General features: G+C 73.7%; 16 protein-coding genes. 8 read left to right on the top strand and 8 right to left on the bottom strand.

Annotated elements, in window-relative coordinates:
- Positions 1 to 9 precede the first annotated feature (9 nt).
- Complete coding sequence (locus BLT52_RS02200; protein WP_090590211.1) at positions 10 to 792, bottom strand: SDR family NAD(P)-dependent oxidoreductase; 783 nt, start codon at positions 790 to 792, stop codon at positions 10 to 12.
- Positions 793 to 907: 115 nt separating this feature from the next.
- Here BLT52_RS02200 and BLT52_RS02195 point away from each other — a divergent pair, with 115 nt between their 5' ends.
- Positions 908 to 1,498 (top strand): TetR/AcrR family transcriptional regulator, encoded by a 591-nt coding sequence (locus BLT52_RS02195; RefSeq protein WP_172803972.1) that lies wholly within the window; start codon positions 908 to 910, stop codon positions 1,496 to 1,498.
- A 49-nt stretch (positions 1,499 to 1,547) separates the two neighbouring features.
- Here the strand turns inward: BLT52_RS02195 and pta are convergent, their stop codons facing one another.
- Positions 1,548 to 3,611 (bottom strand): phosphate acetyltransferase, encoded by a 2,064-nt coding sequence (gene pta / locus BLT52_RS02190; protein WP_090590207.1) that lies wholly within the window; start codon positions 3,609 to 3,611, stop codon positions 1,548 to 1,550.
- A 106-nt stretch (positions 3,612 to 3,717) separates the two neighbouring features.
- Between pta and BLT52_RS02185 the strand changes: the two genes are divergently transcribed.
- Both BLT52_RS02185 and BLT52_RS02175 read left to right on the top strand, forming a co-directional pair.
- Positions 3,718 to 3,933: a helix-turn-helix domain-containing protein gene (locus tag BLT52_RS02185; RefSeq protein ID WP_090590205.1), complete on the top strand. Its 216-nt coding sequence runs from the start codon at positions 3,718 to 3,720 to the stop codon at positions 3,931 to 3,933.
- A 9-nt stretch (positions 3,934 to 3,942) separates the two neighbouring features.
- Positions 3,943 to 4,509: a Clp protease N-terminal domain-containing protein gene (locus tag BLT52_RS02175; protein ID WP_157676926.1), complete on the top strand. Its 567-nt coding sequence runs from the start codon at positions 3,943 to 3,945 to the stop codon at positions 4,507 to 4,509.
- A 25-nt stretch (positions 4,510 to 4,534) separates the two neighbouring features.
- Here the strand turns inward: BLT52_RS02175 and BLT52_RS02170 are convergent, their stop codons facing one another.
- The 6 genes from BLT52_RS02170 to BLT52_RS02145 form a co-directional block, all read right to left on the bottom strand.
- Positions 4,535 to 4,837: a winged helix-turn-helix domain-containing protein gene (locus BLT52_RS02170; RefSeq protein WP_090590198.1), complete on the bottom strand. Its 303-nt coding sequence runs from the start codon at positions 4,835 to 4,837 to the stop codon at positions 4,535 to 4,537.
- Complete coding sequence (locus tag BLT52_RS02165; RefSeq protein ID WP_157676925.1) at positions 4,834 to 5,289, bottom strand: hypothetical protein; 456 nt, start codon at positions 5,287 to 5,289, stop codon at positions 4,834 to 4,836. The genes BLT52_RS02170 and BLT52_RS02165 overlap by 4 nt, the downstream gene beginning before the upstream one ends.
- A gap of 64 nt (positions 5,290 to 5,353) precedes the next feature.
- Positions 5,354 to 6,148 (bottom strand): deoxyribonuclease IV, encoded by a 795-nt coding sequence (locus BLT52_RS02160; RefSeq protein WP_090590195.1) that lies wholly within the window; start codon positions 6,146 to 6,148, stop codon positions 5,354 to 5,356.
- Between the two features lie 10 nt (positions 6,149 to 6,158).
- A complete protein-coding gene (locus BLT52_RS02155; RefSeq protein ID WP_090590193.1) occupies positions 6,159 to 7,088 on the bottom strand; it encodes a GNAT family N-acetyltransferase in 930 nt (309 codons plus the stop codon).
- 639 nt (positions 7,089 to 7,727) lie between these two features.
- The gene (locus tag BLT52_RS02150) at positions 7,728 to 8,312 is read right to left on the bottom strand and encodes a mismatch-specific DNA-glycosylase (protein WP_090590190.1); all 585 of its coding nucleotides are present in this window, start codon (positions 8,310 to 8,312) and stop codon (positions 7,728 to 7,730) included.
- Positions 8,313 to 8,317: 5 nt separating this feature from the next.
- Entirely contained in the window at positions 8,318 to 9,853 is a 1,536-nt protein-coding gene (locus tag BLT52_RS02145; RefSeq protein ID WP_269457602.1) for a beta-N-acetylhexosaminidase, read from the bottom strand.
- An 89-nt stretch (positions 9,854 to 9,942) separates the two neighbouring features.
- Between BLT52_RS02145 and BLT52_RS02140 the strand changes: the two genes are divergently transcribed.
- From BLT52_RS02140 to rplI, 5 genes are all read left to right on the top strand, one after another.
- Positions 9,943 to 12,030, top strand: a complete 2,088-nt coding sequence (locus BLT52_RS02140; RefSeq protein ID WP_157676924.1) for a hypothetical protein — start codon at positions 9,943 to 9,945, stop codon at positions 12,028 to 12,030.
- 150 nt (positions 12,031 to 12,180) lie between these two features.
- Positions 12,181 to 12,486 carry a 30S ribosomal protein S6 gene (rpsF, locus tag BLT52_RS02135; RefSeq protein WP_090596197.1) on the top strand — a complete coding sequence of 102 codons (306 nt, stop codon included), beginning with the start codon at positions 12,181 to 12,183 and terminating at the stop codon, positions 12,484 to 12,486.
- Between the two features lie 120 nt (positions 12,487 to 12,606).
- Entirely contained in the window at positions 12,607 to 13,218 is a 612-nt protein-coding gene (locus BLT52_RS02130; RefSeq protein WP_090590183.1) for a single-stranded DNA-binding protein, read from the top strand.
- 137 nt (positions 13,219 to 13,355) lie between these two features.
- A complete protein-coding gene (rpsR, locus tag BLT52_RS02125) occupies positions 13,356 to 13,577 on the top strand; it encodes a 30S ribosomal protein S18 (protein WP_269457601.1) in 222 nt (73 codons plus the stop codon).
- Between the two features lie 17 nt (positions 13,578 to 13,594).
- Positions 13,595 to 14,044 (top strand): 50S ribosomal protein L9, encoded by a 450-nt coding sequence (rplI, locus tag BLT52_RS02120; protein ID WP_090590180.1) that lies wholly within the window; start codon positions 13,595 to 13,597, stop codon positions 14,042 to 14,044.
- Positions 14,045 to 14,079 lie beyond the last annotated feature (35 nt).

Genomic DNA, 14,079 nt, shown 5'->3' with positions numbered 1-14,079 from the left:
TCTGTGGGGTCAGGACGCGGCGGGCCGTGGTGCCGTGAGGTGCAGCAGGGTGCGGGTGGGTAGCGACGTGGCCACCCGCCCGAGCCAGCGGTTCCTGGTCCCGGAGATGACGCTCAGCGGTGGGTTCCTGCGTCCTAGCGCCTGGAACGCGGTCGTCACGACCTCGGCCGGGGTCTGGAAGCGCACCCCGGTGGTGGGGGTGCCCGAGGCGCGGTAGAACTCCGTCGCGGTGGGCCCCGGGGAGAGGGCCAGGACGGTCAGCCGGCTCCCGCGCAGCTCGTGGGCGAGTGCCTCGGTGAACCGGATGACGAACGCCTTCGATGCCGCGTACACCGCCATCCCCGGAACCGGGAGGTAGCCGGTGAGGCTGGCGACGTTGACGAGCGCGCCCTCACCGGACTCGAGCAGCTGCGGGAGGAACGCGTGCGAGACGTCGACGGTCGCCTCGGCGTTGACGCGCAGCTGCCGGCTGATCTCCTGCTGGCTGCTGTCCACGAAGTCCTTGGTCAGACCGGTCCCGGCGCAGTTGATGACGGTGCCGACCCTGACCCCGGCCTCGGCGAGGTGTCCGGCCAGCCGGTACCCGGCACGGTCCTCGGACAGGTCGGCCGCGACCACACGGACCTGCCGTCCCGTCTCGGAGCGGATGGTGGCAGCGAGCGTGTCGAGCACGTCAGCCCGGCGGGCCACCACGACGACGTCGGCGCCGCGGCGCGCGAGACGCCGGGCGAACTCCGCGCCGATGCCGGAGCTCGCCCCCGTGACCAGAGCCGTGGTTCCTGCGTAGCGCATGCGGTGCCTTCCTGGTCGGCGTGCGTGCTGGGGGCACGGCACACCACTGGATGTGTCAAGTTCTCACATGAGGTTAGACGCTAATGTAAGGGCATGCAACATGGCAGGTGGACCGGTGGGTGCTGAGCGTGGCTACCACCACGGCGACCTGCGCAACGCGCTGCTGGCGGCGACGACGGAGCTGGTGCGCGAGCGCGGCGCCCGTGGCTTCAGCGTGTCCGAGGCCGCCCGCCGCGTGGGGGTCTCCTCCTCCGCCCCCTACCGGCACTTCGCCGACCGCGGGGCGATGCTCGCCGCCGCGGCGGTCCGGGGATTCACCGAGCTCGAGGAGCGGTTCGCACGGCTGCCCGCTGCGGACGCCCTCACCGACCTGGCGGGGCAGCTCGCCACCGAGTACCTGAGCTTCGCCCGTCAGGACCCCGCCCGCTTCGAGGTGATGTTCGCCCACGGGGTCGACAAGACGGAGCACGAGGACCTCCTCCGGCAGGCGACAGGGGTCCAGGAGCGGTTCGAGGCCGCGTTGAGCCCGTACCTTGCGCAGGCCGACACCACCCGACGGGCCGCTGAGCTGTGGGCGCTGGCCCACGGTGTGGCCACCCTCGCCGTCGGGGGGAGCGTGCAGCACGTCCTCCCCGACGAGCACATCAGCGAGCTCGCCGACTCCACCGCGCGGGCCTGGGCCCGCGGGGTCGTCGGGGACCGGTAGGACGGGCCGGGGGAGCAACTGACCCCTCGTCAGGGCAGCGGGCCGTCGGTCAGAGGGTCTGGGCCTGCACGCAGGTGATGGCCACGGTGTTCACGATGTCGTCGACCGTGGCGCCGCGGGAGAGGTCGTTGACCGGCTTGTTGAGCCCCTGCAGCACCGGCCCGACGGCTACTGCGCCGGCGCTGCGCTGCACCGCCTTGTAGGTGTTGTTGCCGGTGTTCAGGTCGGGGAAGACGAACACCGTGGCCCGGCCCGCCACCAGGGAGTCCGGCAGCTTCGTCCGGGCCACCGAGGGGTCGATGGCGGCGTCGTACTGGATCGGCCCCTCCAGCGGCAGCTCCGGGGCGCGCTCGCGCACCAGGGCCGTGGCCTCCCGCACCTTCTCCACCTCCGCGCCGGACCCGCTGCTGCCGGTGGAGTAGGACAGCATCGCCACCCGCGGCTCGATGTCGAAGGCGCGGGCGGTGTCGGCGGAGGAGACCGCGATGTCGGCCAGCTGCTCGGCGGTCGGCTCGGGGATCACCGCGCAGTCGCCGTAGGCCAGCACCCGGTCCGCCAGGCACATCAGGAAGACGCTGGAGACGCTGCGCACCCCCGGCCGGGTCTTCACGAACTCCAGCGCCGGCCGGATCGTGTGCGCGGTGGTGTTGACCGCGCCGGAGACCATGCCGTCCGCCAGCCCCAGCTGCACCATCATGGTGCCGAAGTAGGACCCGTCGACCAGCCGCTCCCGGGCCTGCTCCGGGGTGACGCCCTTGTGGGCGCGGAGCCGGGCGTACTCGGCCGCGAAGCGCTCGAGCAGCTCGGGGTCCCGGGTGGAGACCACCCGCGCGGCGTCGAGGTCGAAGCCGAGGGCGGAGGCCCGGGCGCGGACGTCGTTCTCCTCCCCGAGCAGGGTCAGGTCGGCGACGCCGCGGCGCAGCAGGATGGCCGCCGCCTCCAGCACCCGCTCGTCCCCGGACTCCGGCAGCACGATGTGGCGCCGGTCCGAGCGGGCCCGCTCCAGCAGCTGGTACTCGAACATCAGCGGGGTCCGCACCGTCGTGGGCGGCAGGTCCAGGACCCCGGACATGGCGGCGGAGTCGACGTGGTCGGCCCACAGCGTCCGGGCGGCCTCCACCTTGCGGGTGGAGCCGACGATCATCGGCCCGTGCAGCCGCGACAGCCGGTCCGCGGTGGCGAAGGTGCCGAGGTCGGTGACCGCGATCGGCAGGTCGGAGTCCACGCCCTCGAGCAGCCGCATGATCGACTCCGGCACCTCGTACCCACCCACCAGGATGATCCCGGCCAGCGGCGGGAAGGTGCCCGAGCGGTGGGCCAGCACCAGCCCGGCCAGCACCTCGGGGCGGTCCGAGGCCGCGATCACCGTCATCTCCGGCCGGAGCCGGGTCAGCACGTTGGGCAGCGTCATCCCGGCGACCAGGACGTCGAGGGACTCCCGGTCCAGCCAGCTGTCGTTGCCGCGCAGCACGGTGGCCCTGGCGGCCTCGAGCTGGCGCCGCACCGACGGCGCGGACAGCACCCGGCTCTCCGGCAGGGCAGCGGTGGTCAGCCCGGGCAGGCGCTCCAGCAGCAGCTCGCGGGTGGCCTCCAGCCGCTCCGGTGCGACGCGGTTGGCGACCACCACGGTGACCTGGGCGTGGGCCGCGGTGAAGGCGGCCCGGGCCTGCTCGGCGGTGACCACGACGTCCTCCGGGCCGCGGTCGACGCCGCTGACCACCAGCACCACCTGGGCGCCGAGGTTGGAGGCGATCCGGGCGTTGAGGGCGAGCTCGGTGGGGGTGGAGACGTCGGTGTAGTCCGAGCCGAGGACGAGCACCGCGCGGTAGCGCTCGGCCAGCTCGCCGTGGGTGTGCACGATCCGGCTCAGCGCCTCGTCGGGGTCGGCGTGGGCGTCGGCGTAGCTGACGCCGAGGGCCTCCTCGTAGTGCTGCTCCATCCCCGGCTGGTCCAGCAGCAGGTCGATGATGGTGTCGCGCTGGTCGCCGTGCACGAGGGGCCTCAGCACCGCCACCGAGCCCACCTCCCGCACCAGCTGGTCGAGCAGGCCGAGGGCGACCGTCGACTTCCCGGTCACCCCCTCGGGCGAGGCGATGTACACGCTGCGGGTCACGCCGCGAGCCTAGCGAGAGCCTGGTCAGGCCTCCCGGTGGACGAGCGTGGACCGAAGGTCGTCAACAAGTATTGACGCAGGAGTGTCGTCAACATATGTTGACGTCATGACCGATGCGACACGAGTGACGGCGGCGGCCTCGAGCCCCGACCCGCACGAGGGGTTGGCCGCGGTGGCCGCGCTGAGGGTCCTCCAGGAGTCGCTGGAGGAGCTGCAGGTGGCCAACGCGCGACGGCTGGGCTGGTCCTGGCAGCAGATCGCGGCGGTGCTCCAGGTGAGCAAGCAGGCCGTGCACCGCAAGTACCGACGACTGGAACGGTGAGGGAGCGAGATGTTCGAGAGGTTCAGCGCAGGTGCGAAGCAGGTCGTGGTGCTCGCCCAGGAGGACGCCCGCGGTCGCGGCCAGTCCACGGTCCGCAGCGAGAACCTGCTGGTCTGCCTGGCCGAGGCGGTCCACGGGCCCGACACGGCAGCGGCGGAGCTGCTGACCGCCCTGGGGATGGGGGCCGTCGACGTCCGGGCGGCGGTGGACCGGCTGCCCGGCGCGGCTGGTCCGGCGCCCGACGGTGACCGGCTGGCCCGGCTGGGGATCGACCTCGACGAGGTCCGCACCCGGGTGGAGGAGTCGTTCGGCCCGGGGGCGCTGGAGCGGACCGCCGCCGCCCAGCGCAAGGCGCTCACCGGCCACATCCCCTTCGACGCGGGGGCGAGGCAGAGCCTGGAGCACTCCCTGCGGGAGGCGCTGGAGCTGGGGGACCGCCGGTTGGGCACGGAGCACGTGCTGCTCGGGGTGGCCCGGGCCGAGGGCGGGGCTGGCCACCACCTGCTGGCCGCGGCGGGGATCACCTCCGAGCGGCTGCGGGCCGAGGTGCGACGCCGGCGCCTGGCCGCCGGCTGACCGGCGGGGAGGGTCCCCGCACCGCTCAACCCCCGGCGAGCTCCCGCAGAGCCGCGACGTGGGCGGCGAAGGCCGTCCGGCCCTCGGGGGTGAGCCGGAACCAGGTGCGGGGACGCTTCCCCACGTGGCCCTTCAGGATCTCGAGGTAGCCGGCGGACTCCAGGATCGTGGCCTGCTTGGACAGGGTGGAGTCCGACACCTCGACGGTGTCGCGGACCAGGGCGAACTTGGCCCGGTCCACCCCGGCCAGGAAGGCCAGGATCGAGAAGCGCACGGGCGCGTGCACCACCTCGTCGAGCCGGTGCCTGGGGTGCTCGGACGTGGTCACGGGGCGACCGGGCGGGCGTCGGTGCCGCCGGCGACGGACCGCCGGGCCAGCTTGGTGACCACCACGGCCGCGAGCAACGTGACCACGACGATGGCACCGCCACCGACCAGGAACCAGCTTGGTCCGGACCGGGTACCCAGCACCATGCTGCCGGCCCAGAGCGCCGCGAAGACGCCGATCGTGGTCAGGTGCACCGCCGTCATGTGGCGCGGGCGGGCCGGCTGGCGGCCCTGCCAGACGCTGAGCAGGGTCACCGCGACGGCGAACACCGGCATGCCGACCAGCAGCGCCACCCGCAGCGGGGCGGTGGCGAAGAGGGTCAGCGTGCCCAGGCAGACGAGGCCGAACAGGACGAGGTAGGTGGCGTAGGTCCGGCTGGCCCGGAGGGCGGCGCGGCCCATCCGGTCGGCCTGGTCGAGGAGAGCGGTGGATTCGTGCGGCGCGGAGGACATGAGTGAAAACTAGCAAGTATTTTCTTGGTTGGAAAGTACTTGCTGTCGGTCGTCGGTCGTCGGCTCAGGCGAACGCCGTCCGCAGCCAGGCCAGGTCGTCCAGGTGCCCCTCGCCAGGCGTCTCCACCACGATCGGCGCCCCGGCCTCGCGGACGACCTGCAGCGCGCCCTCGGGGTCGACCTGACCCTGGCCCCAGGTGGTGTGGCGGTCCGCGCCGGAGTCGAAGGCGTCACGGGAGTCGTTGGCGTGCACCAGGTCGATCCGGCCGGTGATGGCGCGCACCCGGTCGACCAGACCCGACATCTCCTCGCCCCCGGCGTGGAAGTGGCAGGTGTCGAGGCAGAAGCCGACCCGGTCCCCACCCTCGGCGGCCGTGACGGCCTCCCACAGCTGGGCGATCCGGTCGAGGTGGCGGGCCATCGCGTTGGTGCCGCCGGCGGTGTTCTCGATCAGGATCGGCACCGGCGCGTCCAGCTGGTCGACCGCCTTGCGCCAGTTGTCGAAGCCCTTGGCCGGGTCGTCGTCCTTGCCGACGTGGCCGCCGTGCACGACGACCCCGGCCGCCCCGATCTCGGCCGCCGCGGTGACCGTCTGCTGCAGCAGCTTCCGGCTGGGGATGCGGATCCGGTTGTTGGTGGTGGCCACGTTGAGCACGTACGGGGCGTGCACGTAGAGCGCCACCCCGGCCGCCTCGGCGTCGGCCCTCAGCGCCGCGGCGCCGCCTGCGTAGGCCACCACCGGCCCCTTCCACCCCTGCGGGTCGCCCAGGAAGAACTGCGACAGCTGGGCGCCGCGGGCGCGCGCCTCGGCGATCGGGTCGGTCTGGTCGACGTGGGCCCCCATCGGTGGTGTCTGCATGCTGCTGACCCTAACGACCCGCTCCGACAGCCGCGGGCGTGCCGGGGAGGCGTCGGAGCCGCAGCAGGTCCATCGGGTCGGCCTCGTGCGGGGGCAGGCTGGCCACCAGCTCGGGGGAGTGGGTGTCCGTGCTGTGGCCCTCGAGCTCGACCAGCCGGGTGCCGCGCTGGCCCAGGACCCGCAGCGACGCGGCGACGACCGCCTGCAGCAGCGTCGTGCCGGCGGGCTGGTCGCGTTGCACCGTCTCGCTGACCACCAGCGTCCGACCGTCCCAGACGTCGGGGGACACCAGGCTGAGGGCGACCGGCTGACCGTGGGCGTCGCTCGCCACCATGGACAGGTCGCGGTCGAGCCCGGCGCTGTAGCGGAGCCACGCCTGGGGCAGCCGCTCGGTGCGGACGTCCCCGAACGGTGTGTGGGACCAGGTGAAGTAGCTGCTCCAGGCGGCCTCGACCGCCGCCGGATCGTGCTCGCGCACCGGCGCCACCCGGTAGCCCGCCGGAACGGGGTGCTCGTCGATCCACCGCCGCCACGGCTCAGTCGTCGGGTCGGCCCAGGGCTCGGGGCAGTGCACCGCCACCTCGCACCCGATCGACTCGGCGAACTGCCGCCTCAGCGGCTGGGACCCCATCGCGCGGCCGATCACCGGCAGCGGGCGGGCCGCCGCCGTGCAGGCCGCCCGGTACAGCTCGGTCCCGATCCCCTGCCGACGGAGGGGCTCGGTGACGTGGACCTCGCAGAAGTAGGTGTCGGTCACGGCGGCCAGGGCGATGGTGGCGGTTCCCACGGCGACCCCGTCGCGCTCGGCGACGAGGCTGCGACGCCAGGGGTCGTCGCTGCTGGGTCGCAGCGGGGGCACGTCCGGTGGCAGATGCTCACCGTCACGGGCCGGACGGACGGTGGTGGCAGGCGTCGACGAGGAGGGCTCAGGAAGGGGCATGCCGTGAGGGTGTCACCCCCTCGCCAAGAGAATCAACGGTTTCGAGCGACAAAGTGACCATTGAGCGGAAAGAAGTTCTTGTGATACCGGCTTCGACGACAATTCATATTGTACGCCACGAAAGGTCCGTCCACCGGCAACCGATACGGAGAGTTCAGCGCGAATCCCCCCGGCGCGCCACCACGACGCGACCGACGTTGCCCCGTCTGCGCCCACGTACCCCCGTCTATAGACGGGGCTAGGTGTGCCTAGAGGGGGCTAAGTGGGATTTCGCGGGGAGGGGTCGCCCGGGGCGTGTTTGGGCTGGCCGGGACGGGTCAGGGGCGAGGCGGGCGCGGCGTGCCGATCTGGCCGCGGGCCGTGGGTGAGGCGGGCCAGGGTGGAGCGCCGCCGCCGTCCGAGGGAGAGCAGGGCCGTCTCTACGCGGGCCCTTCGCCCCGTCACGACCGACGTTGCCCCATCACGTCCGCGTTGCCCCGTCTGCACCCACGTCCCCCCGCCTATAGACGGGGCTAGGTGTGCCTAGACGGGGCAACGTGGGATCTCGCCGGGCACGGACTCGGGGCAGGGCCGCGCAGGCAGGCCCTCGCAGGCAGGGCCTCGCGGGGACGGGACGGACGGGTCAGGCGGGGCGGGGGGTCAGGCGTCGGTCGTGGGGAAGGGGAGCAGACCCGCCTCCACGGCGGGGGCGGCGTAGGCGCGGGCCAGGGAGTCCAGGGTCTCGTGGGCGTTCAGCCCGCTGGGGTTCGGCACCAGCCAGAGGGCGGCTCCGGCCAGCTCCTGGTCCTGGCGGCCGAGGCGGTCGCGCGGACGTCCGGTGGCGGTCCGCCAGGCGGTGATGCCGGCCACCGCCACCACCCCCGGCCGGTGCTCGGTCACGGTGGCCTCCAGCCGGGCGAACCCCTCCCGCAGCTCCTCGCGGGTCAGCTCGTCGGCGCGTGCGGTGGCCCGTGGGGCCAGGTTGGTGATGCCGATGCCCCGGGCCAGCACGGCCGCTCGGTCGTCCTCGGTGAAGCCGGTCGAGCGGTCCACGTCGACGTCGACCACCCCGGCCCGGCGCAGCGCCGGCCAGAACCGGTTGCCGGGGTGGGCGAAGTGGGTCCGGGTGGCGGCGGTCCACAGCCCGGGGTTGATCCCCACGAACAGCAGCCGCAGACCCGGCCCCACCAGGTCGGGCACGACGGCGTCGCGGAAGGACTCCAGCTCGGCTCGGGTGAAGCCCATCGGCGTCAGTTGATCCGGCGGAACACCCCGGTGCCACCCTGCTGGTGCGGCAGCGGACCGGACTCTGGACGGTGGTTGACGCCCAGGGCGTCCAGCCGGGCCGTGTGCTGGGCCAGCCGCTCGCTGAACTCGGCGAAGGAGCGTCCAGCCGGGTCCGACCAAGCCACCTCGGCGTGGGCGCAGGCCCGCGGCCACAGCATGTACTCCACCCGCGACAGGTCGGGCATGTACTCGGTCCACACCTGGCACTGGGTCCCCAGCACCCGGGCCGCGCTGGCTTCGTCCAGACCCTCCAGCGGCTCGAAGCCGTAGGCGGTCTCGGTCGTGATCAGCCCGCCGATCGAGTAGGGCTCCTCGGCCAGCTCGGAGGGGTAGTAGTCGAAGTAGGTGGCGGTGATGGGGGCCATCACCACGTCCAGACCGGCTCGGGCGGCCTCCACGCCCTTCTCCGGTCCCCGCCAGGCCATCGCCGCCGCGCCGGGCAGCGGACCCTCGTCGCAGATCTCGTCCCAGCCGATCAGACGGCGTCCGCGCTCGGCCAGCCAGTCCCGCAGCTGCTCGGTGAACCAGCGCTGCAGGTGCCCGGCGTCGGGGAGCCCGCGGTGCTCGGCCAGCGCCGTGCTCTCCTCGCTGCCCAGCCACTGCACCCGCGGCGCCTCGTCCCCGCCGACGTGGATGAAGGTCGAGGGGAAGACGTCGAGCAGCTCGGTGAACACGTCCAGGACGACGGCCATGGAGGCGTCGTCGGTGCTGATCACGTTGTCGTAGATGCCCGGCGCGATGCCCACCTCGTCCACCCGGTGGCCGGGGACGGCGAGCTCGGGGTAGGCCTTGAGGGCGGCGGTGACGTGCCCGGGGAACTCGATCTCGGGGACGATCGTGATGCCGCGCTCGGCGGCGTAGGCGACCAGGCTGCGGAGCTGGTCCTGGGTGTACCAGCCGCCGTGCGGGGTGCCGTCGAGCGGGCCCCCGGGGCCGATCTGGCTCTGCGGCCGGGTGCTCCCGACGGTGTGCAGTCGCGGATGGAGCAGGCTCTCGAAGCGCCAGCCCTGGTCCTCGGTCAGGTGCAGGTGCAGCACGTTGTACTTGTGCAGGGCCAGCAGGTCGACGAAGGCGTAGAGGTCGCGCAGCGGCATGAAGTGGCGGCAGACGTCGATCATCACCCCGCGCCAGCCGAACCGGGGCTCGTCCTCGATCCGCACCCGGGGCAGGACGAGGGCCTCGCCGGTGCCGCCCGGGGTCAACGTGCTCGGCGGCAGCAGCTGGCGCAGGGTCTGCACCGCCCAGCCGACGCCCGCCAGTCCGCCGGCGGTGATCCGGACGTCGTCGCCCACCTCGAGCCGGTAGGCCTCCTCGCCGAGGGAGTCGTCCAGGGCCACGTCCAGGGTGCCCCGGTCGGCGGCCTCCAGGGCCAGGCCGGTGCCGGGGGAGAGCAGCCGGCGGACCACCGCCCTCGCCTCCGGTGGACCGCTCACGGTCGCACCTGCAGGAAGCACGAGCTCACCCTCGAGCTCGTGCACGGACCGGGGGGCTGGGATCACGGCGGGCACGCATGGAGTCTGGCAGACCCCGACCCGTCGGCGCGGGCCGTTAGGGTGCGGCGCGACGGTGCGGTGCGGAGGAGGTCGTGGTGCTCAGCGTGCGAAGCGTGGTGCCGCCGCTCGGCACGGTCGCGGTGCTCCGCTCCGAGGCCGCCCGGCTGCGGGGGACGGACGGGCCCCGCAGGGCGCTCCCGGCCCCGCTCCCCGTCCCCTCCCCGCCCGGGCTCCACCTGCCGACGGCGGTGCTGGCGGTCGGCGTCGCCGGGGTGGAGCCGCCGCCGCTGGACCCGTCCGCGGTGGGTCTGCTGCTCACCGACGCCGCCGCGGTGGCGCTGGCCTCCGTCGGCGGCGGGCACCGCGCGCTGGTCGCGGCGGAGGTCGACGTCGCGGAGGGGTCGGCGACGCCGGACGGGGCCGCCCTCCGCTCGGCCGCCGAGGTCCTCCTCGAGCGGTCGGGGCGGGTGCCGCAGGGAGGTGGTGCCGGACGTCCCGACGCCTCGCCCTCCCCGGTCGAGCCGGTGGACGGGTCCGGCTCGGACGAGACCCGGGACGTCTCCGACCTGGCCCTCGCGGACGGGCTCGGCGTGCCCACGGCCCGGTTCGCCGACCTCCCCGTCGCGGCCTGGACCGCCTGGCCGGAGGACCTCGCCGGGGTGCTGCGCCAGGTCTGGGCCGGTCTGTCCGGCCGGCCCGAGCTGGTGCGCGCCGCGCAGCGCTCCTGGGAGGAGGTGGCGACCGCGCTCGAGGAGCGGGCGGACCGGCTCGCGGACTCCTCCGACGGGTCGTCCCCGGACGAGCGGGCCGCGCTGGCCGAGGTCCTGCGCGCCCACGCCGCCCTCTGCCGCGAGGTCGGTGCGACCTGCGTCCGGGTGGCCGCCGAGGTGGAGGCCACCAGGGCCCGCGTCCTCGGCTGGCTGGTCGCAGCGGACGGGCCGGCGGCGGCCCGGTCGACGAGTACCAGCTCGGTCAGGCCGACGACGGCGGCCACCGCGGACCCACCGGCCCCGACGGCGGCCACCGCGGACCCGCCCGCCCCGACGGTCGCCCACGCGGACCCGCCCGCGCCGACGGTCGCCCCCGCGGACCCGCCCGCCCCGACCGTCACCCCCACGGACCCGCCCGCAACGACGGTCCCGCCCGCACCGACGGTCCCGCCCGCACCGGCAGTCGCGCCGGGGTGGCCGCCTGCACCGGACGCGTGCTCCGCACCCGCCACGCTGACTGCGTCGTCAGCGCCTGCGACGCTCCTCCCGCTCCCGGTCGCCGACGCGCTGGCCGAGCGGCTGGAGGCGGTCGCCGACCTCCTCGAGGGGCTGGTGGTGTCGGGGACCGCCGAGCTGGGCCGTCTCGACGCCGCCGGTCCGGCCCTGTCCCGCGCCGCCGCGCTGCTCCGCGGCGAGACCGACCCCGGACCACCGGGCGCCACCGCTCCCGGCAGCCCGACCGCCGCCGTGGCCGGCCCCGACCCGGTCGCGCTGGACCACGCCGTCGCGCTGGTCCAGCAGCACTGGAGCGCGGCCGCCAGCGGCGGGCCCGGGCCGGACCTGCCGGCCGGCTGGCGCCGCGTCGAGCCGCAGGAGGTGGGTCTGGACCCGGCCCTCCTGTCCGACGAGCGCTCGGGCTTCAGCGCCGCCCTCTTCACCGGGCCGGCCTGGGTGCTGTCCTTCGCCGGCACCGACTTCTCCGGCGACCTGGTGGCGGACTTCCTGGTCGAGGACCTGACCGGCGGGCTGGTGCTGTCCCCGCAGGTGGCCGACGTGCTGGCCCTGGTCGACGCCCTCCACGGCACGCCCCTGCGCGACGTCCTGATCTGGAGCGGGCACTCCCTGGGCGGGCGCCTCGCCGCGGTCGCCGCGATGGCGTCGGGAGACACCGCCGTCACCTTCAACGCCGCCGGGGTGAGCACCGCCACCACCGGCTACGTCGCCGCCCGCTGCGGGACGACCGCGTCGCAGCTGCTGGACTCCGCGCGCCGGGGTCTCGTCCGGGCCTACCGGACCGAGGGCGACGTGGTGACCGTCCTGCAGGAGCGCCCGCCCACGGCGCCCCTGCTGCCGGACGCGCCGGGACGTCCGCTCCCGCTGGGTCGCAGCGTGGACGGCCTGGTCGAGGGTCACCTGATGCCGCACGTGGTGGCTGAGTGGGAGCGGGCGCACGGCCACCTGCTGGACCGGTGACGATTACCGCTGCGGTGGCGCCAGGCGGTAGAGTCCGACGCTGGTCGACCTGTCGACCGTCCTGGCCCACCGAACGGGCCAGGTCTGCAATCGCCCTCCTGCCACGGGGACGTCCCGTGGCCGCCGAGACCAGAGGAGGTGGAGTACGCGATGCGTAAGTACGAAGTCATGGTGATCATCGATCCCGACACCGACGAGCGCCAGGTGAACCCCATCCTGGAGCAGTACACCAAGGTGATCACCGACGCCGGTGGCACCATCGAGAACGTGGACGTCTGGGGCAAGCGCCGCCTGGCCTACGAGATCCAGAAGAAGACCGAGGGCATCTACGCCATCATCGGGCTCACCTCTGAGCCCGACGCGGTCAAGGAGATGGACCGTCTGTTCTCCATCAACGAGGCCATCATGCGCACCAAGGTGATGCGTCCCGTCCCGGAGAAGCAGAAGAAGAGCTGAGCCCGTCCTCGGCGTGCCGAGGACGAGTTGTCCACTGATCCCCGTCACGGGCGCCCCGGCGTCGGTGACGCGTGGCACAGTGAACCGGACACCACCACCTGAACTGATCCCGGAGACACCATGGCAGGCGACACCGTCATCACCCTGGTCGGCAACCTGACCGCCGACCCCGAGCTGCGGTTCACCCCGTCCGGGGCGGCCGTGGCCAACTTCACCGTGGCCTCGACCCCCCGCACCTTCGACCGCCAGAGCGGCGAGTGGAAGGACGGGGACGCGATGTTCCTCAACTGCGCCGTCTGGCGGCAGGCCGCGGAGAACGTGGCCGAGTCGCTCCAGAAGGGCATGCGGGTCATCGTCCAGGGCCGGCTCAAGTCACGCAGCTACGAGACCCGCGAGGGCGAGCGGCGCACGGTGTTCGAGGTCGACGTCGACGAGATCGGCCCGGCGCTGCGTTACGCGACGGCCAAGGTCACCCGCACCTCCAGCGGTGCTGGCGGCGGTGGCGGTGGCTACAACGGTGGCGGCGGCAACGGCGGCGGTGGCGGTGGCGGCTACTCCGGCGGAGGCAGCTCCGGCGGGGGTGGCGGCTACGGCGGCGGCTCCGGGGGGTCCGGTGGCGGCGGCGGCGGCCAGGACTCCTGGTCCGGCGGCGGCAACCGCGGTGGCAGCTCCGGCGGCGCGGCCGGTTCGGACCCCTGGGCGCAGGCCCAGACCGACGAACCTCCGTTCTGATCCCACGCTCGTAAGGCCGGGCAGCGCCCGGTCCCAGAACCACATTCACGCCGGTCAGTACCGGCAGGCACATTCCGGCTCACCCGCCGGGCTCGATACAGAGGAGCACCACAATGGCCGCACAGCGCAAGCCACCGATGAAGAACCCCAAGAAGGGCGCGGGCCCGGTCAAGACCGTCCGCCTCGGCAAGGTCGACTACAAGGACACCGCCACGCTGCGGAAGTTCATCTCCGAGCGCGGGAAGATCCGGGCCCGTCGGGTCACCGGCCTCTCCGTGCAGGACCAGCGCAAGGTCGCCATCGCGATTAAGAACGCGCGTGAGATGGCCCTGCTGCCCTACGCCTCCACGGCTCGCTGAGAAGGGACGGGACAGACATGAAGCTCATCCTGACCACCGAGGTCTCGAACCTCGGCATCCCCGGCGACGTCGTCGAGGTCCGTGACGGCTACGGCCGCAACTTCCTGCTGCCGCAGGGCCAGGCCATCCGCTGGACCCGTGGCGCGGAGAAGCAGATCGACGGCATCAAGCGGGCGCGCGACGCCCGTGAGATCCGTGGCATCGAGCACGCCCAGGAGGTCCGCGACCAGCTCGAGGGCCTGACGGTGTCGCTGCCGGTGAACGCCGGTGACTCCGGCCGCCTGTTCGGCGCGGTCACCGCCGCCGACCTGGCCGGGGCGATCAAGCGGGCCGGTGGCCCCTCGGTCGACAAGCGCACCATCGAGGTCGGCAAGCCGATCAAGCAGGTCGGTCGCCACACCGTGGGCGTCAAGCTCCACGAGGGCGTCACCGCCCACCTGCCGGTGGAGGTCGTCCCCGCCTCCTGAGGCGGACAACGACCCTGCAGGGCCCGTCGGACTCC

Origin of the sequence: Auraticoccus monumenti, from assembly GCF_900101785.1 — a bacterium.
Lineage (GTDB): Bacteria > Actinomycetota > Actinomycetes > Propionibacteriales > Propionibacteriaceae > Auraticoccus > Auraticoccus monumenti.
This window is presented reverse-complemented; position numbering and strand designations above follow the sequence as displayed.